Origin of the sequence: Streptomyces sp. ISL-94 (assembly GCF_018614075.1) — a bacterium.
Classification (GTDB): Bacteria; Actinomycetota; Actinomycetes; order Streptomycetales; family Streptomycetaceae; genus Streptomyces.
Genome location: NZ_JAGGOZ010000057.1, coordinates 19,216 through 38,770 on the forward strand (window position 1 = coordinate 19,216; position 19,555 = coordinate 38,770).

Annotated in this window: 22 protein-coding genes; 16 read left to right on the forward strand and 6 right to left on the reverse strand. The window is 72.0% G+C overall.

What is annotated here, in order from left to right; genetic code table 11:
• Positions 1-48: 48 nt before the first annotated feature.
• A complete protein-coding gene (locus J7E94_RS18550) occupies positions 49-1,068 on the forward strand; it encodes a phosphatidylinositol-specific phospholipase C (protein ID WP_215016746.1) in 1,020 nt (339 codons plus the stop codon).
• On the opposite strand, the gene J7E94_RS18555 is transcribed toward J7E94_RS18550, so the two are convergent.
• From J7E94_RS18555 to J7E94_RS18575, 5 genes are all read right to left on the reverse strand, one after another.
• On the reverse strand, positions 1,048-2,529 hold the full coding sequence (locus tag J7E94_RS18555) for a cell wall metabolism sensor histidine kinase WalK (protein WP_215016748.1): 1,482 nt from the start codon (positions 2,527-2,529) through the stop codon (positions 1,048-1,050). The two genes, J7E94_RS18550 and J7E94_RS18555, sit on opposite strands and share 21 nt — an antisense overlap.
• Positions 2,526-3,260, reverse strand: a complete 735-nt coding sequence (locus J7E94_RS18560) for a response regulator transcription factor (protein ID WP_215016750.1) — start codon at positions 3,258-3,260, stop codon at positions 2,526-2,528. Before J7E94_RS18560 ends, J7E94_RS18555 begins: the two co-directional genes overlap by 4 nt.
• 55 nt (positions 3,261-3,315) lie before the next feature.
• A complete protein-coding gene (locus J7E94_RS18565; RefSeq protein WP_215016752.1) occupies positions 3,316-4,536 on the reverse strand; it encodes a S1C family serine protease in 1,221 nt (406 codons plus the stop codon).
• Between the two features lie 507 nt (positions 4,537-5,043).
• On the reverse strand, positions 5,044-6,066 hold the full coding sequence (locus J7E94_RS18570; protein ID WP_215016754.1) for a LacI family DNA-binding transcriptional regulator: 1,023 nt from the start codon (positions 6,064-6,066) through the stop codon (positions 5,044-5,046).
• 69 nt (positions 6,067-6,135) lie between these two features.
• Positions 6,136-6,918, reverse strand: a complete 783-nt coding sequence (locus J7E94_RS18575; protein WP_215016756.1) for a response regulator transcription factor — start codon at positions 6,916-6,918, stop codon at positions 6,136-6,138.
• A gap of 468 nt (positions 6,919-7,386) precedes the next feature.
• Between J7E94_RS18575 and J7E94_RS18580 the strand changes: the two genes are divergently transcribed.
• The 13 genes from J7E94_RS18580 to J7E94_RS18635 all read left to right on the forward strand — a co-directional run bounded on the left by J7E94_RS18580 (position 7,387) and on the right by J7E94_RS18635 (position 16,977).
• Positions 7,387-7,641, forward strand: coding sequence for a MoaD/ThiS family protein (locus tag J7E94_RS18580; RefSeq protein ID WP_030718384.1), 255 nt, complete (start codon positions 7,387-7,389; stop codon positions 7,639-7,641).
• Positions 7,642-7,651: 10 nt separating this feature from the next.
• Positions 7,652-9,025 carry a hypothetical protein gene (locus tag J7E94_RS18585; RefSeq protein ID WP_215016758.1) on the forward strand — a complete coding sequence of 458 codons (1,374 nt, stop codon included), beginning with the start codon at positions 7,652-7,654 and terminating at the stop codon, positions 9,023-9,025.
• 87 nt (positions 9,026-9,112) lie between these two features.
• The gene (locus J7E94_RS18590; protein ID WP_215016760.1) at positions 9,113-9,829 is read left to right on the forward strand and encodes a DUF2993 domain-containing protein; all 717 of its coding nucleotides are present in this window, start codon (positions 9,113-9,115) and stop codon (positions 9,827-9,829) included.
• 161 nt (positions 9,830-9,990) lie between these two features.
• Positions 9,991-10,074 (forward strand): putative leader peptide, encoded by an 84-nt coding sequence (locus J7E94_RS35970; protein WP_350206375.1) that lies wholly within the window; start codon positions 9,991-9,993, stop codon positions 10,072-10,074.
• Between the two features lie 195 nt (positions 10,075-10,269).
• On the forward strand, positions 10,270-11,115 hold the full coding sequence (locus J7E94_RS18595; RefSeq protein ID WP_215016762.1) for a sulfurtransferase: 846 nt from the start codon (positions 10,270-10,272) through the stop codon (positions 11,113-11,115).
• Positions 11,116-11,171: 56 nt separating this feature from the next.
• The gene (locus tag J7E94_RS18600) at positions 11,172-11,462 is read left to right on the forward strand and encodes a DUF1416 domain-containing protein (protein WP_215016764.1); all 291 of its coding nucleotides are present in this window, start codon (positions 11,172-11,174) and stop codon (positions 11,460-11,462) included.
• Between the two features lie 64 nt (positions 11,463-11,526).
• A complete protein-coding gene (locus J7E94_RS18605) occupies positions 11,527-11,859 on the forward strand; it encodes a DUF3099 domain-containing protein (protein WP_215016831.1) in 333 nt (110 codons plus the stop codon).
• A 113-nt stretch (positions 11,860-11,972) separates the two neighbouring features.
• Positions 11,973-12,827 (forward strand): hypothetical protein, encoded by an 855-nt coding sequence (locus tag J7E94_RS18610; protein WP_251056861.1) that lies wholly within the window; start codon positions 11,973-11,975, stop codon positions 12,825-12,827.
• On the forward strand, positions 12,824-13,702 hold the full coding sequence (locus J7E94_RS18615) for a hypothetical protein (protein ID WP_251056862.1): 879 nt from the start codon (positions 12,824-12,826) through the stop codon (positions 13,700-13,702). Before J7E94_RS18610 ends, J7E94_RS18615 begins: the two co-directional genes overlap by 4 nt.
• Positions 13,699-14,607: a hypothetical protein gene (locus J7E94_RS18620; protein WP_308345283.1), complete on the forward strand. Its 909-nt coding sequence runs from the start codon at positions 13,699-13,701 to the stop codon at positions 14,605-14,607. Before J7E94_RS18615 ends, J7E94_RS18620 begins: the two co-directional genes overlap by 4 nt.
• Before the next feature lie 259 nt (positions 14,608-14,866).
• Positions 14,867-15,439: an FABP family protein gene (locus J7E94_RS18625; RefSeq protein ID WP_215016768.1), complete on the forward strand. Its 573-nt coding sequence runs from the start codon at positions 14,867-14,869 to the stop codon at positions 15,437-15,439.
• A 91-nt stretch (positions 15,440-15,530) separates the two neighbouring features.
• Complete coding sequence (locus J7E94_RS18630) at positions 15,531-15,998, forward strand: Fur family transcriptional regulator (protein WP_308345286.1); 468 nt, start codon at positions 15,531-15,533, stop codon at positions 15,996-15,998.
• 10 nt (positions 15,999-16,008) lie between these two features.
• Positions 16,009-16,977 (forward strand): folate-binding protein YgfZ, encoded by a 969-nt coding sequence (locus J7E94_RS18635; protein ID WP_215016770.1) that lies wholly within the window; start codon positions 16,009-16,011, stop codon positions 16,975-16,977.
• Positions 16,978-16,999: 22 nt separating this feature from the next.
• On the opposite strand, the gene dtd is transcribed toward J7E94_RS18635, so the two are convergent.
• On the reverse strand, positions 17,000-17,425 hold the full coding sequence (dtd, locus tag J7E94_RS18640) for a D-aminoacyl-tRNA deacylase (protein ID WP_215016771.1): 426 nt from the start codon (positions 17,423-17,425) through the stop codon (positions 17,000-17,002).
• Positions 17,426-17,612: 187 nt separating this feature from the next.
• Here dtd and J7E94_RS18645 point away from each other — a divergent pair, with 187 nt between their 5' ends.
• Together J7E94_RS18645 and J7E94_RS18650 are read left to right on the forward strand one after the other, a co-directional pair.
• Positions 17,613-18,152: an ABC transporter substrate-binding protein gene (locus J7E94_RS18645; protein ID WP_374224462.1), complete on the forward strand. Its 540-nt coding sequence runs from the start codon at positions 17,613-17,615 to the stop codon at positions 18,150-18,152.
• 104 nt (positions 18,153-18,256) lie between these two features.
• Positions 18,257-19,501, forward strand: coding sequence for a GNAT family N-acetyltransferase (locus J7E94_RS18650; protein WP_215016775.1), 1,245 nt, complete (start codon positions 18,257-18,259; stop codon positions 19,499-19,501).
• Positions 19,502-19,555: the final 54 nt, after the last annotated feature.

A 19,555-nucleotide genomic window follows, 5' to 3' on the forward strand; every position in this document is an offset into this window, starting at 1 on the left:
CCGCACGCCATAATCCCGTCCCACCACTGGGTCGGCAAAGGGGCGGGCATGGGCGTGGCATCGGCTGCGGGCACGGGCACGGGCACCGGTACGGGCACGGGCACCGGTACGGGCACGGGCACCGGTACGGGCACGGGCACCGGTACGGGCACGGGCACCGGTACGGGCACGGAAGCAGGTAGAGGCGCGGGCGCGGAGCTGGGCCGCCGGGGGTTCCTGACCGGGGCGGCAGCGCTGGCGGCCTCCGCCGCCGTGGGACTGGGGACGGCCGGGCGCGCCTCCGCCACGGCCCTCGGCACCCAGGACTGGATGGCCGGCCTCGCCGACTCCACCGCCCTCCAGCGCATGACCATCCCCGGCACCCACGACTCCGGCGCCCGCCAGGGCGGGCTCTACGTCGCCTGCCAGAACACCTCGATCGCCGAGCAGCTCGACTCCGGGATCCGCTTCCTGGACGTGCGGTGCCGGGTCACCGGGGGGTCCTTCGCCATCCACCACGGCGCCTTCTACCAGGACCTGATGTTCGGCGACGTGCTGGTGGCCTGCTGGAACTTCCTCGCCGCGCACCCGTCCGAGACCGTCCTGATGCGGGTCAAGCAGGAGTACTCCACGGACAGCGACGCGGCCTTCCGGGCCGTCTTCGACGACTACCTCGACAACCGGGGCTGGCGGCCGCTGTTCCGGATCGCCGACACCCTGCCCGCCCTCGGGCAGGCCCGCGGCAAGGTGGTCCTGCTCGCCGACAACGGCGGGCTGCCCGGTCTGCGGTACGGGGACGGCACCGTCTTCGACATCCAGGACGACTACAACGCCGAGCCCTTCGCCAAGCGCGGCAAGATCGAGAACCAGTTCCGCCGGGCCGTCCAGCAGCCCGGCAAGCTGTTCATGAACTACACCAGCACCGCGGCGTACATGCCGCCGCGCTGGAACTCCGACCGGCTGGGCCCGCAGGTGCACGCCTTCGTCGACGGCGGGGAGCTGTCCGGCCGGACCGGGCTCGGGATCGTCCCCATGGACTTCCCGAACACCCGCTCCGGCCTGGTCGCCTCACTGATCCGGCACAACTGACGGTCCGGTCGGCGGCCCGGTCGGCGGCCCGGTCGGCAGCGGGGCGGGCGGCGGGGTCGGCGCCCCCGGGAAGCGGAGCACCGCCTCCGTCCCCGGACCGCCGCCGGCCGCCGCCCGCAGCTCGGCGCTGCCGCCCGCGCGCTGCACCGTACGGGCCACGATGGACAGGCCCAGGCCGCTGCCGGGCAGGCCGCGGGCCGACGGAGAGCGCCAGAACCGCTCGAAGACGTGCGGGAGTTCCTCGGCCGGGATGCCCGGACCGTGGTCCCGTACGGCCAGCTCGCCCGCCCGCAGCGTCACCGCGACCGCGCCGCCGGGCGGGCTGAACTTCACCGCGTTGTCCAGGACGTTGACCACCGCCCGCTCCAGGGCCGCCGCCTCGCCCCGTACGTACCAGGGCGCCAGATCGGCGGTGAAGTCCAGCTCGGGTCCGCGCAGCCGGGCCCGGGACAGTGCGCTCGCGGCGATCTCGTGCAGGGCCACCACCCCGAGCGGGCCAGGGGAGACGGCGTCCGGGCGGGACAGCTCCTGGAGGTCCCCGATCAGCGCGGCCAGCTCCGTCATCTGCGCCTTGACCGAGGCCAGCAGCTCCTTGCGGTCCTGGGGCGGGATGGCCCGGCCGGTCTCCTCGCTGCGCGAGAGCAGCTCGATGTTCGTACGGAGGGAGGTGAGCGGGGTGCGCAGCTCGTGCCCGGCGTCGGCGATCAGCTGCGCCTGGCGTTCCTGGGAGGAGGCGAGGGCGGCCGTCATGGAGTTGAAGGACCGCGACAGGCGGGCGATCTCGTCGTCGCCCTCGTCGGGGATCCGGACGGTGAGGTCCTCGGTGCGGGCGATGTGCTCGACGGCGCCGGTGAGTTCGTCGACGGGGCGAAGGCCCGTACGGGCCACCCACAGCCCGGCGGCGCCGGCGCCGACGACCCCGATGCCGGAGACGAGGAGCAGCACCCAGGCCAGGGTGGCCAGGGGCTTGTCGATGTCGCTCAGGGGCCGGGCAACGGAGACCGCGAAGATCGTGACGCCGGGCCGGGTCTGCGCCGCGAAGGTGTAGACGCGCATGGCGACGCCGTTGGCGGTGGTCGCGTCGTGCAGGGCCTTGGCCCTGCGGCCCGCCGCGACCTCCTTGTCGGTGTCGGTCACCGGCAGGTCGGTCTGCCCGCTCACCCAGCAGTGGTTGCCGTCCGCGGTGACGATCTGGACCGTCGCGTTCAGCTTCTCGGCGATGTCCTGCTGGACCTGGGCAGGCGGGAAGGCCGGACAGCTCGGCTGGTTCAGCCGGTCCAGCACCTGCGTGGTCGGGTTGGTGGCCATCAGGGACTGGTTCAGCTGGTTGTCCAGCTGGGCCCGCACCATCACCCAGGACACCGCGGACACGCTGGCCACGGCCAGGGCCACGGCGGTGGTTACCAGCAGCGCGAGGCGCGAGCGCAGCGGGAGGGTGCGGAATCTGGCGGCCGGGCTCACTCGGGCCCGCTCTCGCCGGCGCGCAGGACGTAGCCCACCCCGCGCACGGTGTGGACCAGGCGGGGCTCGCCGCCCGCCTCGGTCTTGCGGCGCAGGTACATCACGTACACGTCCAGGGAGTTGGAACTGGGCTCGAAGTCGAAGCCCCAGACGGTCTTGAGGATCTGCTCGCGGGTCAGGACCTGGCGCGGGTGCGCGAGGAACATCTCCAGCAGCGTGAACTCGGTCCGGGTCAGTTCCACCGTGCGCCCGCCCCGGGTGACCTCGCGGGTGGCGAGGTCCATGCGCAGATCGCCGAAGGTCAGCACGTCCTCGTGGCCCTCGACGCCGGTCCGCGGTGCGGCGTAGGAGCTGCGGCGCAGCAGCGCGCGGACGCGGGCGAAGAGCTCGTCCAGCTCGAAGGGCTTGACGAGGTAGTCGTCGGCGCCCGCGTCGAGGCCGGTGACGCGGTCGCCGACGGTGTCGCGGGCGGTGAGCATCAGGACCGGCGTGACGTTGCCCGCGGAGCGCAGCCGCCGGGCCGCCGTCAGGCCGTCCATCCGGGGCATCTGGATGTCGAGGACGATCAGGTCGGGAGCGTACGAGGCCGCCTTGTCGAGGGCGTCGAGCCCGTCGACCGCGGTCTGTACGGCGTACCCCTCGAAGGCGAGGCTGCGGCGCAGGGCCTCACGGACGGCCGGCTCGTCGTCGACGACGAGGATACGCTGCGGGTCGCCTTCGGCGGGATGCATGGACGGGTCCTCCATGGTGGTCGTGACGTTCCCTTCAGCCTCGCACGGCCGCCGGTCAGAACGAGGTGCCGAAGCCGTTGTCGCTGCTGTCGCTATTGCCGTTGCCGTTGCCGTTGTCGGAGCCCGTGCCGCTGGGACCGCCCTTGCGCAGGGAGTCCAGGTCCGCCTTGATCGTGTTCACCGGGATGGCGAAGCCGAGGCCTACGCTGCCCGCGCCGGCGCTGCCGTTGGAGGGGGAGTAGATCGCGGAGGGCATGCCCACGACTTCGCCGTTCATGTTGAACAGGGCGCCGCCGGAGTTGCCCGGGTTGAGGGAGGCGTCGGTCTGGATGGCCTTGTAGGAGGCGGTGTCGCTGCCGGTGTTCCCGTTGAACTGCTGACCGTTGAAGGAGAACGGCCAGCCGCCGTCGCCTCCGCGCTGCGGGGACTGCTGCGTCTCCGGCTTCTGTACGTTCACCTCGCGGTTCAGCGCGGAGACGATGCCGCTGGTGACGGTGCCGGTGAGGCGGTCGGGGGAGCCGATGGCGACGACCTCGTCGCCGACCTTCACGCCGTCGGAGTCGCCGAGCTTGGCGGCCTTGAGGCCGCTCGCCCCTTCGAGCTTGATGAGCGCCAAGTCCTTGTCGGAGTCCGTGCCGAGGACCTTGGCCGTGTACTTCTTGCCGTCGCTCATCGTCACCTGGATCTCGGAGGCGCCCGCGACGACGTGGTTGTTGGTGACGATCTCGCCGTCGCCGGTGACCACGATGCCGGAGCCCGTGCCCTGGCCGGAGCCGGTGCGGGTGTCGATGCGGACCACGGAGGGGCTGTTCTGCTCGGCCACGCCGGAGACGGTGCTATTGCTGGACTGCGAGACGTTGGTGCCGTGGAAGCCGCCTGCGGACCCGGTCGCACCGTTGCCGCCCATCAGCTGCTGGACGGCCGCCGCGGTGCCGCCGCCGACCACGGCCGCCGCGAGGGCGACGGCGGCGAGCAGCGCGACCGGCCTCTTGGCGCGAGGGGCGGGCGCGGCCGCGTGGGCGGGGCGCTGCGGTCCGCCGCCGTCGCCTGCCGCATGGGCGGACGGGACGGTCTCGCCCTGGATCACCGGAGGCTGGTGCGCCTCGTGCCAGCCGGGCGCGGCGGGCGGGTACGCGGGCGCCGGCGGATACCCCCCGGCCCCGGCATCCTGCGCGAGCCGGTCGCGCCCCGTCTGCCAGTCCTCCCCCCAGGGGGCGGGCTGGGCCGGGCGGTTCTCCTGCGGGTACTCGCCTTCGCGGCGGAAGCTCTCGGTCATGGCTACGACTCTCCGCGCCGATGATGAGAGCTTCCTGAGTCTGACCTGAGAAGCCCGACAGAACCGCGTATGCCCGATATAAGAGCCGGTACGGCACCGTTGCCGGGAACCAGCCCCCGGACCCCCGCGCCTCAAACGCCGGCGAGGCTGAAAGACCGGGGTTCCGCCCCGCACCCCCGCGCCTGAAACGTCGGCGAGGCTGAAAGACCGGGGCTCCGCCCCGCACCCCGCGCCTCAAACGCCGGCGAGGCTGGTTTTTTGGGATGTCGCCGGCAGGCATGCCCTACGGGCGGAGGTGCCCGCAGGGCACACTCAGCCCCGCCGGCGTTTGAGGCGCGGGGTCTGGGGCGGAGCCCCAGGACGACGGGCCGCAGGCGAGAGGTCGGCCCCGGTACGAGGCCGAGGTCTGGGGCGGAGCCCCAGGGGGGCGGGGCCGCAGGCCGGGGCGGGGCCGCAGGCCGGGGCCGGCCGTGGTGGGGGCGGGTGGCCCCGGTGACCGCCGGACGGCTAGCGGCAGCCGCACGAGCGGCGGATCACCAGGGCCGACGGGAACTGGCGGAGGCGTTCGCGGCGGGAGCCGGCCACGCGGAGGGCGTCGTCCAGGACGAGGTCCACCGCCGCGCGGGCCATCGCCGGGCGGTCCGAGGCAATGGTGGTCAGGGGCGGGTCCGTCAGGGCCGCCTCCTTGACGTCGTCGAAGCCGGCCACCGCCAGCTCGCCGGGGACGTCGATGCGCAGTTCGCGGGCGGCCCGGAGCACGCCGATGGCCTGGTCGTCCGTAGCGCAGAAGATGGCCGGCGGGCGGTCCGGGCCGGCGAGGACCTCCAGCGCGACACGGTAGGCGTCGTAGCGGTTGTACGGGGCCTCGAACAGGCGCCCCTCGGTCGAGCGGCCGGACTCCTGCATGGCGCGGCGCCAGCCCTCGACGTGGTCGGCGACCGGGTCGCCGACGGACGGGGTGTTCTCGACGCCGCCGATGCACGCGACGTACGCGTGCCCGTGTTCGAGCAGGTGGCGGGTGGCGAGCTGGGCGCCGCCGATGTCGTCCGTGACCACGGCGACGTCGTCGATCGCCTCCGGGCGCTCGTGGAGGAGGACCACCCGTGCGTCCCAGGCCTCGATCTCCGAGGCCGCGCGCTCACTCATGCCCTGGCTGACCAGGATCAGGCCCGAGACCCGCATGCCCAGGAAGGCCCGCAGGTAGTGGACCTCGCGCTCGTCCCGGTAGTCGGAGTTCCCGACCAGCACCATCTTTCCGCGCTCGGCGGCGGCCTGCTCGACCGCGTGCGCCATTTCCGCGAAGAACGGCTGGCGGGCATCGGGGACGATCATGCCTATGAGGTCGGTGCGCCGTGAGGCCATCGCCTGGGCGACCCGGTCCGGGCGGTAGCCCAGCTCCTTGATCGCGGCGAGGACACGCTCGCGCGTGGCCGGGGCAACCGGCCGGGGTCCGTTGTTGATGACGTAGCTCACGACGGCGGTAGAGGTACCCGCAAGTCGCGCCACGTCATCCCGCGTCACCTTGGCCACGCGCGGCAGTCTACGCGGGGTGACCTACCTCTGGGCAGGGCGTCCTGCGGAGTGGATGCTCACAGGGTCTTACGCCGGGCGGGTGACGGCCGCGGCCGCCGGTGCCGAAGCCGGTACCGAAGCCTGTGCCGCCGCCTGCGCGGCCGCCTGGGCCGCGGCTTCCGCCGCCGCCCGCTCGACCTTCTCCGGCGTGACGAAGCGGTAGCCGACGTTGCGGACCGTGCCGATCAGCGACTCGTGCTCGGGGCCGAGCTTGGCGCGCAGCCGCCGTACGTGGACGTCCACCGTCCGGGTGCCGCCGAAGTAGTCGTACCCCCAGACCTCCTGGAGCAGCTGGGCGCGGGTGAAGACCCGGCCCGGGTGCTGCGCGAGGTATTTGAGCAGCTCGAACTCCTTGAAGGTCAGGTCCAGGACCCGGCCCTTCAGCTTCGCGCTGTACGTCGCCTCGTCGACCGACAGGTCGCCGTTGCGGATCTCCATCGGGGAGTCGTCCGAGCCGAGCTGCTGGCGGCCCGTGGCCAGCCGCAGCCGGGCCTCGACCTCCGCCGGGCCCGCGGTGTCGAGGAGGACGTCGTCGATGCCCCAGTCGGCGGTGACGGCCGCGAGGCCGCCTTCGGTGACGACGAGGAGGAGCGGGCAGCCGGGCCCGGTGGACCGGAGCAGCTGGCACAGCGACCGCACCTGCGGCAGGTCGCGGCGGCCGTCCACGAGGATGACGTCGGCACCCGGGGTGTCCACGAGCGCCGGCCCCTCGGCGGGGGCCACCCGCACGTTGTGCAGCAGCAGGCCGAGGGCGGGCAGCACCTCGGTGGACGGCTGCAGGGCGTTGGTCAGCAGCAGGAGAGAGCTCATGCCCGACCACCCCGCCCGGTTCCGGTCGGCAGGTCGAACACGGTTCGCTGGTCCATCACGTCGGTTCCTCCTCGGTCCCGTCGAGGACATGCGCGGTTCTGCTTCGTACGTGTGGTGCGTGGCCTCCGCCCGGTCCCCGCGCCCTGAGGTCCGGATGGATACCACTGTTCTCGGTTCGTTCAACGTGCTGAAAGCACAAAAGGACCCGGGGGCAACGTTGCCCGGATCCTCTTCGCAGCAGAATAGCCCACGGGCCCTTTCCCGGCCGAGGCTTCTTCCGCTCCCACTTCTGTGGTTCCTGCCACGCGCATGTCCAGCGTATGCCCCGGTTTCATGCGATCGGCGGCCCGCCGAGCGGTGCCGCCGGCCCGCTCGGGCGCATACGGGGCGCGCGGAGGCACGCCGGAGTGGGGGGTGGGAGGGGTCATCATGGAGGCCGACGGTAGAGAGCCGACGATAGGAGCTGCAGTGGCAACCGGAACCATCCGCTACTGGGCGGCGGCCAAGGCCGCGGCCAAGACGGCGGAGGAGCCGTACTCGGCGCGGACACTGGCCGAGGCGCTCGACGCCGTGCGGGAGCGCCACCCCGGGGAGCTGACCCGGGTCCTGCTGCGCTGCTCCTTCCTCGTGAACGACGAGCCTGTGGGCAAGCGCCCGCACGATGCCGTCCTGCTGACCGAGGGGGGCACCGTAGAGGTGCTCCCGCCGTTCGCGGGCGGGTGAGCGGGAGCCGATGAGCACACCCGAGGAACAGCAGCAGCAGTACCTGCAGCAACAGCAGCAGCAGTACGAGCAGCACCAGAACCAGAACCAGAACCAGGATCCGTACGGGACCCAGGATCCGTACGGGACCCAGACCTGGCAGTCCGACACCTGGGACACCGGCTACCAGCCGGTGCAGCCGCCGCTGGGCGGGGTGCCGGGGCAGCCGGTCGCGCCCGACGGGTGGTTCCGGGACGAGGTCCAGGCTCCGGCGCAGGACTGGTCGCACCCGGCTCCGGCCGCCGAGCAGACGGCCTACCTGCCGCCGTACCAGGAGCAGGCCCCGGGCCCGGCCCCGGCCGCGGTTCCGGAGGGCTGGTTCCGGGACGAGGCCCAGGCTCCGGCTCCGGCCCCCGCCCAGGACTGGTCGCATCCGGCTCCGGCCGCCGAGCAGACGGCCTACCTGCCGCCGTACCAGGAGCCGGTACCCGCTCCGGACGCACCTGCGGCCCCGGACGGCTGGTTCCGCGCCGAGGCACCGGCCGAGCAGACCGCCTATCTCCCGCCCCAGGCGGCCGCGGCCCCCGAGCCCGACGCCGAGGAGGAGCCCGCGTACTCGCCGCCCACCCTCGCCGGCAACACCCTGCGCGCCGTCGATCCGGCCCAGGCCCGCGCCGAGGGCCGGTCGCCGATCATCGACCCCGGTCCGCAGCCGGCGATACTGACCGCCGCCCTCGGGGTCCTGCTCGCCCTGGCCGCGGTGCTCGGGCAGCTCGCGCTCGTCGTGCCGCTGGTCGCCCTCCAGGGGCTCACCGCGGCCGGCTGGTTCCGCCTCAACGGCATGTGGCCGGCCCGCCAGGGCATCGCGCTCGCCTTCGCCGGAGCCCTCGTCGCCGATGTCGCCGTGCTCGCCGTGGAGGACGCCTACGGCCCCGGCGCGATCATCGGCACGCTCGGCGCCTGGGTGCTGCTGACCCTCGTGCTCCAGCTGCGCAGCCACGCCGACCCCGACGAGCGGATGTACGGGCTGATGGCCTCGGTGGCCTCCGCCGCCCTCGCCATCGTGTGCGCCGGCTACCTGGCCGCGGACACCGGCGCCGTCAGCGTCGGCGCGGCCTCGGTGGCCGTCGCCGTCTTCGCCCGCGCGCTGCCGCTGCCGCCCGCCGCCTCGGTCGGCGTCTCGCTGGCCGCGGCCGCCGGTGCGGGCATCGCCGTCGGCGGGCTGGCCGGCGTCGGCGTGGGCGGGGCGCTGATCGGGTTCGTCGCCGGGGTGTGCGCGCTGATCGGGCTGCGCGTGGCGGCGTACGACTACCCGTCGAAGTTCGTCCACATGACGGCCGGTGTCGCGCTGCCGCTGGCGGCGGCCGCCCCCGCCGTCTACCTCATCGGCCGGGTGGTGGGCTGAGGCGGTCCGGCGGTGGGCTGACGGCCCCTTGACGGCGGTCCATGGTCCACTGGGTGGCACGTACCGATTAGTAGGGGGTGGGGGCACGTGCGTTTCCTGCGTGTCGTTCTGATCATCGGAGTGGTGCTGGGAGGGATCTTCGTCGGAGTCGACCGCTGGGCGGCCGGCTATGCGGAGAACCGGCTGGCCGACAGGATCCAGGCCCGGCAGGGGCTGGCCGGGAGCTCGGAGGTGGAGATCCACGGGTTCCCGTTCCTGACGCAGGCGCTCAGCCACGACCTCGACCGCGTCGACCTCAAGCTGCGGGGCGTCGAGGTGATGGCGGACGGCCGCAAGACGCGGCTCTCCGAGCTCGACGCGAGTTTCCGCGGCGTGCAGCTGAACGGGGACTACAGCCGCGGCACCGCCAAGAACGCCACCGGCACCGGGCTCATCACGTACGCGGACCTGACCGCGGCCTCGCAGACCGGCGCGACCCTCTCCTACGGCGGGGCGCCCGGCAAGGTGAAGGTCACGGCGGGCGTGGACGTGCTCGGCAAGACGCTGACGCGCAGCGTGGTGTCGACCATCACCCTCGAGGACGCGAGCGACGGCAAGGGCGGCAAGACCGTCCGCGTGCGCGCCGACGAGGTGCCGGGTGAGGGCATCCCCGGGATCGAGAAGCTGGTGCGCAAGAAGACCGACTTCGACCGCAACCTCGACAGCGGGCTGCCGGCCGGGCTCCACCTCTCCGGCCTGACCTCGGACGAGGCCGGCATCCACCTCACGCTGGACGGCTCGAACGTGGTGATGGCCGGATCGTGAGACGGTGCGGTCCGATCCGCAGAAGGACGGGCCGTACGGGGGCTCCGGGGAGCGGCGCGGCGGCCGTCCGCGGGGCCTCGATCCCATTATGCGGACGATCCTGTCTCGGAATATGACACGCCGGTGACAGGGCGGCCGATTCGTCCCTACGATCCATGCCTATGAAGCATCAGCAGGCGGACCTCACGAAGCGGCGGGCAGTAGACCTGTGTCGCGTCGCCGCCATGCTCTGTCGATCCATGTGACGCGTGAGCGCATCCGCTCCATCAGCCGGACGACGGCCTTTCCCCGCGTGACCCCACCCGCCTCCTGATCCCTGACGCCTCCCCGCGCAGGACCTGTGAGCGCACCCGGACGCACGCACGCAGAACCCGCAGCACCCAGCACCCGCCAGCTGCACCAGCACAGCCCCGCCGCACACTGCCCCGGAGGAGAACACCATGAGCCGCAGCGACGTCCTTGTAGACGCCGACTGGGTCGAGGCCCACCTGAACGACGCCAACGTCGTCATCGTCGAGGTGGACGAGGACACGTCCGCCTACGACAAGAACCACATCACCAACGCCGTCCGGATCGACTGGAAGCAGGACCTCCAGGACCCGGTCCGCCGCGACTTCGTGGACCAGGAGGGCTTCGAGAAGCTGCTCTCCGCCAAGGGCATCTCCAACGACGACACCGTCGTCCTCTACGGCGGCAACAACAACTGGTTCGCGTCCTACGCCTACTGGTACTTCAAGCTCTACGGCCACCAGGACGTCCGCCTGCTCGACGGCGGCCGCAAGAAGTGGGAGCTCGACTCCCGCGACCTGGTCGACGGCAAGGACGTCCCGAACCGCCCGGCCACCCAGTACAAGGCCAAGCCCCAGGACACGTCCATCCGCGCCTTCCGCGACGACGCGGTCGCCGCGATCGGCACGAAGAACCTGGTCGACGTCCGTTCGCCCGACGAGTTCAGCGGCAAGCTGCTCGCCCCGGCGCACCTCCCGCAGGAGCAGTCGCAGCGTCCGGGTCACATCCCGAGCGCCCGCAACATCCCGTGGTCGAAGAACGCCAACGACGACGGCACCTTCAAGTCCGACGAGGAGCTGACCGCCCTCTACCAGGCCGAGCAGGTCGACCTGTCGAAGGACACCATCGCCTACTGCCGCATCGGTGAGCGCTCCGCGCTCACGTGGTTCGTGCTGCACGAGCTCCTGGGCCAGGAGAACGTCAAGAACTACGACGGCTCCTGGACCGAGTACGGCTCGCTCGTCGGCGTGCCGATCGAGCTCGGCCCCAACAAGTAATCCCGGGCACGCGACGCCCCGTAGCAGCTGAACCTCTCTAGGACAGGACAGAGAACATGTGTGGAGCACCGATCGGCGGGCCCGACCTCGCGACGCTCAAGCCCGGTGAGACCGCTATCCAGGGTCAGATCACCAAGGATGGCGAGCCGGTGTCCGGCTACGTCCGCCTGCTGGACTCGACCGGCGAGTTCACCGCCGAGGTTCCGACTTCGGCGACCGGCCAGTTCCGCTTCTACGCCGCCACCGGCTCCTGGACGCTGCGGGCGCTCGTCCCGGGTGCCCAGGCGGACCGTGCCGTCGTGGTCGCCGAGGCCGGCGGTGTGACGGACGTGGCGATCGCGGTCTGAGCTCCGACCGTGTGATTGCCTGATCGAACGGCCGAAGGGCCGCACCCCCGGGGGTTGGACGCCACTGGATCGGGGTGCGGCCCTTCGTGCCGTACGGGCTGTCATCCGCGGGGCGCGGTTCTACCCTGGAGGCATGTACGCCCGGCGCCGGCGCGCGTATTTCCTGCTGATGGGCGGATGCCTGTTCCTCTTCGTCTCCGCCTGGTCCTTCGTGCGGCTGTTCTCGGTGGAGGCGGCCGTGGCCCTGTGCGTGGTCGCCATGGTCATCCCGCCCGTCGCCGCGGTGATCGCAAACCGGCGGGGCCCGGACGACCGCTGGTGGGACGACCCCTCGGGCGATCCGAAGTCCGACGAGTGGTGGGACGAACTGGACGGAAAGCGGCGTCACGAGGAATGAAACCCGGCGAGATAAGAATGTAATAAGCATTCATACAACTGCTTCCCCCCGGCACGTGTCATGGGTACGCGCGGGCAAGCCAGCCCGTGCCTCCAGTCCTGTGGGGGACTCCTTTGGAACACGAACAGACCCTTCCCGAGCAGCGGAAAGAGGGGGAGACGGCACCGGAACCGGACACTCTGGACCTGGATCCCGTTGCCGACGCCGACGCCGACGCCGACGCGGGTGTCGCTCCCGCCGCCGATGCCGCACCGCGCCGCCGCCGGGGGCGTACGACGCTCCTGATCGCGGGTGCGGCGGTGCTCGGAGTCCTCGCCGGTACGGTCACCGGCTACGCGGTCCAGTACCACCGCGAGCCCACCCCGCTGGCGCCGCTCGCCCAGCAGAAGCTGGTGACGCCCAAGGCGCTCGCGCCGGACGACGCCACGACGAACAAGACGATCAACGCCAACCGCTGGCACAAGACCGACGACGACCTCAGCAAGCTGCTGATCGAGGCGCCGGGCGGGGCGAAGGTCGCCGGTGCGGGGTACGAATCGCTCGACTTCTATTCGGCGGCCTTCGAGGAGCCGGACCGGGCCTTCCGCTTCCTTGCGAACGGCAACGTCCGCCGACTCGCCTCGACGGCGTGGGTGGTGGACGACCGGGTCTTCGTCGACGTCCACCTGGTGCAGTTCAACGATTTCAAGGAGGCGGACGACTACCAGAAGGGCCAGGCCGCCTACATGCCCGGGAAGAAGTACGCGGGCAACGACGGCGTGACCATCCCGGGCGTCCCTTCGGGGCTCGGGCACGTCTGGGTGGATTCGGAACTCGACGAGGAGCCCGGGTACTACCCGGTCCGGCAGGGGCGGGCGATCGCCCGTCGCGGCGACATCGTCATGGAGATCTTCTACGTCGAGAACCGGGGCAAGGTCTCCGAGAGCGACGTCATCGACCTGGCCAAGCGACAGCTGGAGCGACTGTGACCGAGCCGCAGAACGAGACGACCCCGGTGGAGACCCCGGCGGACGCGGCCCAGGTCCCGGCCCCGGCGGCCCAGGTCCCGGCCGAGACCCCGGCGGACGATGCTCCGGCGCCCGTCGGCGCCGAGGCGCCGGCGAAGCCAGCGCGCACGGTCAACCGCAAGAAGGCCGCCCTCGTGGCCGCGGGTGTGGCGGCCGGCGTCCTCGTGGGAAGCGGCGTCTGGGGCGCCTCCGCGATCGCAGACGCCGACCGGACCGCCCCGACCCGCTACTGGAGCGCCGCGGACGAGCACCCCGCACAGCCCGAGAAGCCGGCTGCCGTGCCGCTGAACGACCTCTCGGCCAAGCTGCTGCCGCTGCCGGGCACCTTCTCGCTGGGCCCCGACCTGGCCGACGACGGCAACAACTTCTTCGTCTCCGGCGAAAGCGCCGTCCAGGGATTCAAGGAGGGCCGCAAGGGCCTCTCCAGCACCGAGCGCAAGCAGCGCGACGAGGCGCTGGCCGAGCTGAAGCTCAAGGGCCTGGCCGGGCGCAGCTACACCAAGGGCGGCGGCCAGATGGTGGTGGAGGTCCGCATCATGCAGGCCGACCCGCAGGCACTCGGCAAGTTCTCGGAGGTCGGCAAGAAGCTCCTCGGCCTCATCGGTGAAGGGCGTGACGCCCCGAAGATCGACGGCTACCCGGACGCCAAGTGCTCGCTCCTCGCCATCGGAGAGAAGGAGGAGGAGAAGATCGACTCGCTCGACTGCGTGGCGGTCCAGGGCGACGTGCTGGTCAACTTCCGCGCCTACGGGCCCAAGCCCTTCTCCAGCTCCGACGCTGCGGCGTTCTTCAAGAACCAGCTGTCCCACCTGAAGTCCCCCGGGGAGTCCGCGTGACCGAGCAGACCACCACTGGAGCGGCCCCGGAGACCGCCGCGCCCGAAGCCGCCGTGGCCCCCGGGCCCCAGCCCCAGCCCCAGCCCGCGCCCGGGACCGACGCCGTGTGGGCGACCCCGGCGGAGGCGGCACCCGCACCCGCGCCCAAGGACCGCCGCAAGCTGTTCGCCGCCCTGCGCTGGACGGCCGCCGTCCTCGTCTTCGGCGCCGTCGGCACGGGTGTCGCGTACGGGATCACCCAGCCCGAGCGCGCCGACATCCCCGGCCTGTCCACCGAGGGCGACGGCCGCTGGGCCTTCCCGGCGCTGGCCAAGCCCACGCTGGCCCCCGGCGCCGCGCAGCCCTTCGCCGAGGACAACCCGGACGGCATCCACTACGCCGGTCTGACCCAGCTGCTCCTGCCCGCCCCGCAGGGATCGACGCCGGACTCCACGCTGAAGCTGGAGAAGGACTCCGTGGTCTCCGTGGACGCCTTCCTGGAGGAGTACGAGCCCACCGTGCGCGAGAAGCTGAAGCTGGGCTTCACGAACGACGGGCTGCGCCAGATCGTGGCCCGCGGCTGGACCATGCCCGACGGCACCCGCACCCGGATCTACCTGCTGCGCTTCCATGCATCCGGCTTCGCGGACGCCTTCGAGGGCTGCGACATCAACATGAACGTCAACGGGGTCAACCGCCTGACGGCCGACGACGCGTGGAGCAAGGCCAAGGCCGCCCAGTCCACCCCGGACCTCAGCGACCTCACCGTGCTGGAAGAGGTGCCCCCGGTCGGCGACGAGCAGGTGAAGGTCGGGTGCGTCCAGGCCGGTGACATCCGGGCCGCCGTCTTCCAGACCCGCAAGGGCCAGGTGGCGAGTGTTCCCTTCCACCAGACGGTGATCCTGCAGAACCAGCTGCTGCACTGATCGGCGGTACGGCCGACCTCACAGAGTGCACCGGTCCCCGGGCCAGTAGGCTTGGGGACCGGCCCCGTACCGCCCGAGAACACATCCGAGGAGCACCCCGTGCTTGAGGCAGTCTTCACCTCCCTGCTGGTCCTGGTCTGCGTCGGCGTCCTCGCCTTCACCGGCCTGGCCGTCAAGAAGCTGTACCAGGGTCAGCGCTGAGCATCCGCCCAGCCGACCGCACCGGAACCCCTCCCACAGATCGCCTGAGCAGCCACACATGATCCAGATCCCGTCCGACCTGAACCCGGGCCTCGTCCCCCTCGCCTTCCTCCTCGGAAACTGGGAGGGCGCGGGCGTCTTCGACTTCCCGGGTGAGGAGAAGTGCAACTTCGGCCAGGAGGTCGTCTTCAGCCACGACGGCCGGGACTTCCTGGAGTACACCTCCCGCACCTGGGTCCTCGACAGCGAGGGCAACAAGGTGCGGCCGCTCGAATCCGAGTCGGGCTACTGGCGCATCGACACGGACCGCAAGGTCGAGATCGTCATGGTCCGCGACCAGGGCGTCATCGAGGTCTGGTACGGGGAGCTCGCCGACCAGAAGCCCCAGATCGACCTGGTCACGGACGCGGTCGCCCGCACCGCGGCCTCCGGCCCGTACAGCGGCGGCAAGCGGCTCTACGGCTACGTCAAGAGCGACCTGATGTGGGTCGGCGAGAAGGCCACCCCGGAGGTCGAGCTGCGCCCGTACATGTCGGCCCAGCTGAAGAAGGTCGTCACCCCGGAGGAGGTCGCGGAGATGGCGCGCAACCTCCCGGACATGCCGGACGACGGCATCGCCTTCTTCCGCTGATCCGCGCGCACGCTCCAGACGTTCCGCACGCCGTGTGAGAAGGGGATCGCGGGAGCACCCGCGGTTCCCTTCGCGCGCTTACACTGGCCGGGTGGTGAGCAGCGGAGACACCGAGAGCGTCGACTGGAAGAGCGACCTGCGGCAGCGCGGATACCGGCTGACACCGCAGCGCCAGCTCGTGCTGGAAGCGGTCGACACCCTGGAGCACGCCACCCCGGACGAGATCCTCGCCCAGGTGCGCAAGACCGCCTCCGGGGTCAACATCTCCACCGTCTACCGGACGCTGGAGCTGCTGGAGGAGCTGGGGCTCGTCTCGCACGCGCACCTCGGGCACGGGGCCCCCACCTACCACCTCGCCGACCGGCACCACCACATCCACCTGGTGTGCCGCGACTGCTCCGACGTCATCGAGGCGGATGTCGACATCGCGGCCGAGTTCACCGCGAAGCTCCGTACGACCTTCGGGTTCGAGACCGACATGAAGCACTTCGCGATCTTCGGCCTGTGCAAGAAGTGCGCCGCCAAACACCGTGCCGCTCACCCCCTGGCAGGGTCGTAGGCTTGGTCGCATGACCAGCAGCCCTTTGCTCCATCTCCCCGGCGCCGTAGCGGCCGAAGGCCGTGACGAGGGCGTCGCCGCCCATTACGGAGAGCTGTACGGCGAACAGCGCGTCCTCGCGGACGGCCGCGGCTTCGTCGACCTCTCGCACCGCGGAGTCGTCACCGTCACCGGGCCGGAGCGGCTGAGCTGGCTGCACCTGCTGCTCACCCAGCACCTCACCGAGCTGCCGGCCGGGCAGGCCACCGAGGCGCTGATCCTCTCCGCGAACGGCCACATCGAGCACGCGCTCTACCTCGTCGACGACGGCGAGACCACGTGGGCGCACGTGGAGCCGGGCGCCCAGGGGGAGTTGATCGCCTACCTGGAGTCCATGAAGTTCTTCTACCGCGTCGAAGTCGCCGACCGCACCGAGGAGTTCGCGGTCGTGTACCTGCCGGCCGGTTCCATCGCCGAGGTCGCCAAGGAGCTCGTCGTACGGGAGACCGCCTACGGCCGCGACGTCTTCCTGCCCCGCGCCGAACTGGAGGCCTTCGCCGCCTCGCACGGCCCGGCCGCCGGCCTCCTCGCCTACGAGGCGCTGCGCGTCGAGGCGCACCGGCCGCGGCTCGGCCTGGAGACCGACCACCGCACCATCCCGCACGAACTGGGCTGGATCGGCACCGCCGTGCATCTCCAGAAGGGCTGCTACCGCGGCCAGGAGACGGTGGCCCGCGTCCACAACCTGGGGAAGCCCCCGCGCCGCCTGGTCTTCCTGCACCTGGACGGCTCCGAGGTGCTGCTCCCGGCGCACGGCGCCCCCGTCCGCCTCGCCGCCGACGGGGAGGAGGGCCGCCAGCTGGGCTTCGTCACCACCGCCGTACGCCACCACGAACTGGGCCCGATCGCCCTCGCGCTGGTCAAGCGAAACGTTCCGGTCGACGCCCCGCTGCTGGCCGGCGGGACGGCCGCCGCCCAGGAGGTCGTCGTAGCCCCGTAGCCCCGTAGCGCTGACGGCGGCGCTACATGTCGATGACGATGGTGAACGGGCCGTGGTTGGTCAGCGCGACCCGCATGTCGGCTCCGAACCGGCCCGTCTCCACCGTCGCGCCCAGCTCGCGCAGCTGCGCCACGACCTCGTCGACCAGCGGCTCGGCGACCGCCCCGCCCGCGGCCGCGTTCCACGTGGGCCGGCGGCCCTTGCGCGCGTCTCCGTACAGCGTGAACTGGGAGACCACCAGCAGCGGCGCGCCGTTGTCGCTGCAGGACTTCTCGCCCTCCAGGATCCGCACGGACCACAGCTTGCGCGCCAGGAGCGCCGCCTTCTCCGGTGTGTCGTCGTGGGTCACCCCCACCAGCACGCACAGTCCCTCGCCGACGATCTCGCCCACGGTCTCGCCGCCCACGACGACGCTCGCGCCGTCCACCCTCTGCACCACTGCTCGCATACCACCTGTGTACCAGGACTGCACCCGTCCGGGGCCGATCGGGTGGAGTGGGACTGCACCGGGACCACGGAGAGTGGCACGATGCACGCAGGCGGTGCGGGTGCGCCGCACCGGTCGAGGGGACGGACTCGTTCGTATGAATACTTCTGGTACCTCCGTACCTGCATCACCCGCTTCCACGTCGTCCATGTCCGCAGCCGCTGCCGCGGTACGACCGCCCGCGCAGCGCACCGCCGACGCCCAGGGCACGCCGACGCCGGCCGGGGCGCTCGGGCTGCCCGAGCTGCGCGCGCTGCGCCGGGACGCGCAGCGCGACGAGGCCGATCTGAGCTATGTGCGCCGGCTGCTCCAGGGGCGCATCGACATCCTGCGGGCCGAGCTCGCCCGGCGGACCGATCCGGAGGCGCGGGTGGTGGACCGGCTCTCGGAGATCCTTGCCGACGCGCCCTCCAGCCGGAGCGCCTCCGCGCGGCACGTGACGCTCGGGACCCCGCACGGGGAGGAGTACCGGCTGCTGGCGGCGGAGATGCTGGCAGACGTGGAGCTCTCGGACCTGGGCGCCAGAACGGACGGGGAGCTGTACGAGGGGATGGGCCGGCTGATCCGGTACGAGGAGCAGGTCTCGCGGCGCCGGCAGCAGTTGCAGCGCACGGTGGACGAGTGCACCGCGGAGATCACCCGGCGGTACCGGGACGGCGAGGCGCAGGTGGACGACCTGCTGGCCTGAGCTCGCCCCCACCCCACCCCACCCCACTCCACTCCACCCCACCCCGCCGTACGGCGCGGAAAATCGCGGGACTCGGCCGGACCGGGCGATTAGCGTGGCCCGTTATGAGTGCTGACGTCCGGCCGATCGCCGAATCCGAACTCCCCGAGTGGCTGGAGGCCCTGAACGCAGGGTTCCTGACCCCGGGCCGGGCAACCGGATCCGATGGTGCCCAGCGGGCCAAGTACAGCGACCTCGCCCGCATCCAGGGCGCCTTCGACACCGACACCGGCCGCTGCGTGGCGACCTTCCGCTCCTTCGCGCAGGAGCTGACCGTGCCGGGCGGGACGGCCGTCCCCTCCAGCGCCGTCTCGAACGTGACGGTGCTGCCCACCCACCGCCGCCAGGGCCTGCTGACCCGGATGATGGCCGTCGAACTCGCCGCCGCGCAAGCGCGCGGGGACGTGCTGTCGACGCTGATCGCCGCCGAGTACCCGATCTACGGGCGCTTCGGGTACGGGCCCGCCGCCTCGGTCTCGGAATGGGAGATCGACGTACCGCGCACCGGACTGGACCGGCGCCTGTCGGGGCCCGTGGACGGCGGCCGGATCGACCTGGTGGACGTGGCCGAGGTGCGCCGGGTGGGCCCGGAGCTGCACGAACGGCTGCGGGCGGTCACGCCCGGGGCGGTGAACCGGGACGCGCGCTGGTGGAGCCTGACGACCGGCCTGGAGGAGATGTCCCACCGCCCGTACAAGGAGAAGTTCCACGCCGTGTACCGGACGGCGGCGGGCGAGGTGGCCGGCCTGGCCGCCTACGTCGCCGACGACCACTGGACGGACGCGAAGGTTCCGCTGAACACCGTGCAGGTCAGGGACCTGATCGCGGTCACCCCCGAGGCGCAGCGGGCGCTGTGGCAGTTCCTGTGCTCCATCGACTGGGTGCTGAAGGTGCGCACCGGCTACCGCGCCCCCGACGACCTCGTCGCGCAGCTGCTCCCGGACCCGCGCGCCGCCAGGCCGCTGGCCGCCGCGGACTTCCTGTGGGTGCGGCTGCTGGATGTCGTACGGGCCCTGCGGGCGCGGACGTACGCCGTACCCGGCGTGCTCGTCCTGGAGGTGACCGACGCGGCGGGCCTGGCGGGCGGCCGCTACCGGCTGGACGCGGGCACCGCGCAGTGCGTGCGGACGGAGGAGCCGGCCGATCTGCGGCTGGACGTGTCGGCGCTGGGCGCCCTGTATCTCGGCGACGAGTCGGCGGTGCGGCTGGCCGCGCTGGGCCGGGTGGCGGAGGAGCGGCCGGGGGCGGTCGCGCTGGCCGACGCGGTGTTCCGTACCGTGCGCAGGCCGTGGTGCCCGGACGTCTTCTGATCCGGTCCGGTTGACTGGCCTGGGGCTTCACCTGTTCAAAGAACCGAGGACTGA

Excerpts from the sequence above, each read along its gene's own strand:
- J7E94_RS18550 (WP_215016746.1), top strand. The coding sequence starts at position 49 with ATGGGCGTGGCATCGGCTGCGGGCACGGGCACGGGCACCGGTACGGGC.
- J7E94_RS18560 (WP_215016750.1), bottom strand. The coding sequence starts at position 3,260 with ATGCATCCCGCCGAAGGCGACCCGCAGCGTATCCTCGTCGTCGACGAC.
- J7E94_RS18565 (WP_215016752.1), bottom strand. The coding sequence starts at position 4,536 with ATGACCGAGAGCTTCCGCCGCGAAGGCGAGTACCCGCAGGAGAACCGC.
- J7E94_RS18575 (WP_215016756.1), bottom strand. The coding sequence starts at position 6,918 with ATGAGCTCTCTCCTGCTGCTGACCAACGCCCTGCAGCCGTCCACCGAG.
- J7E94_RS18585 (WP_215016758.1), top strand. The coding sequence starts at position 7,652 with ATGAGCACACCCGAGGAACAGCAGCAGCAGTACCTGCAGCAACAGCAG.
- J7E94_RS35970 (WP_350206375.1), top strand. The coding sequence starts at position 9,991 with ATGAAGCATCAGCAGGCGGACCTCACGAAGCGGCGGGCAGTAGACCTG.
- J7E94_RS18595 (WP_215016762.1), top strand. The coding sequence starts at position 10,270 with ATGAGCCGCAGCGACGTCCTTGTAGACGCCGACTGGGTCGAGGCCCAC.
- J7E94_RS18600 (WP_215016764.1), top strand. The coding sequence starts at position 11,172 with ATGTGTGGAGCACCGATCGGCGGGCCCGACCTCGCGACGCTCAAGCCC.
- J7E94_RS18625 (WP_215016768.1), top strand. The coding sequence starts at position 14,867 with ATGATCCAGATCCCGTCCGACCTGAACCCGGGCCTCGTCCCCCTCGCC.
- J7E94_RS18635 (WP_215016770.1), top strand. The coding sequence starts at position 16,009 with ATGACCAGCAGCCCTTTGCTCCATCTCCCCGGCGCCGTAGCGGCCGAA.
- dtd (WP_215016771.1), bottom strand. The coding sequence starts at position 17,425 with ATGCGAGCAGTGGTGCAGAGGGTGGACGGCGCGAGCGTCGTCGTGGGC.
- J7E94_RS18645 (WP_374224462.1), top strand. The coding sequence starts at position 17,613 with ATGTCCGCAGCCGCTGCCGCGGTACGACCGCCCGCGCAGCGCACCGCC.
- J7E94_RS18650 (WP_215016775.1), top strand. The coding sequence starts at position 18,257 with ATGAGTGCTGACGTCCGGCCGATCGCCGAATCCGAACTCCCCGAGTGG.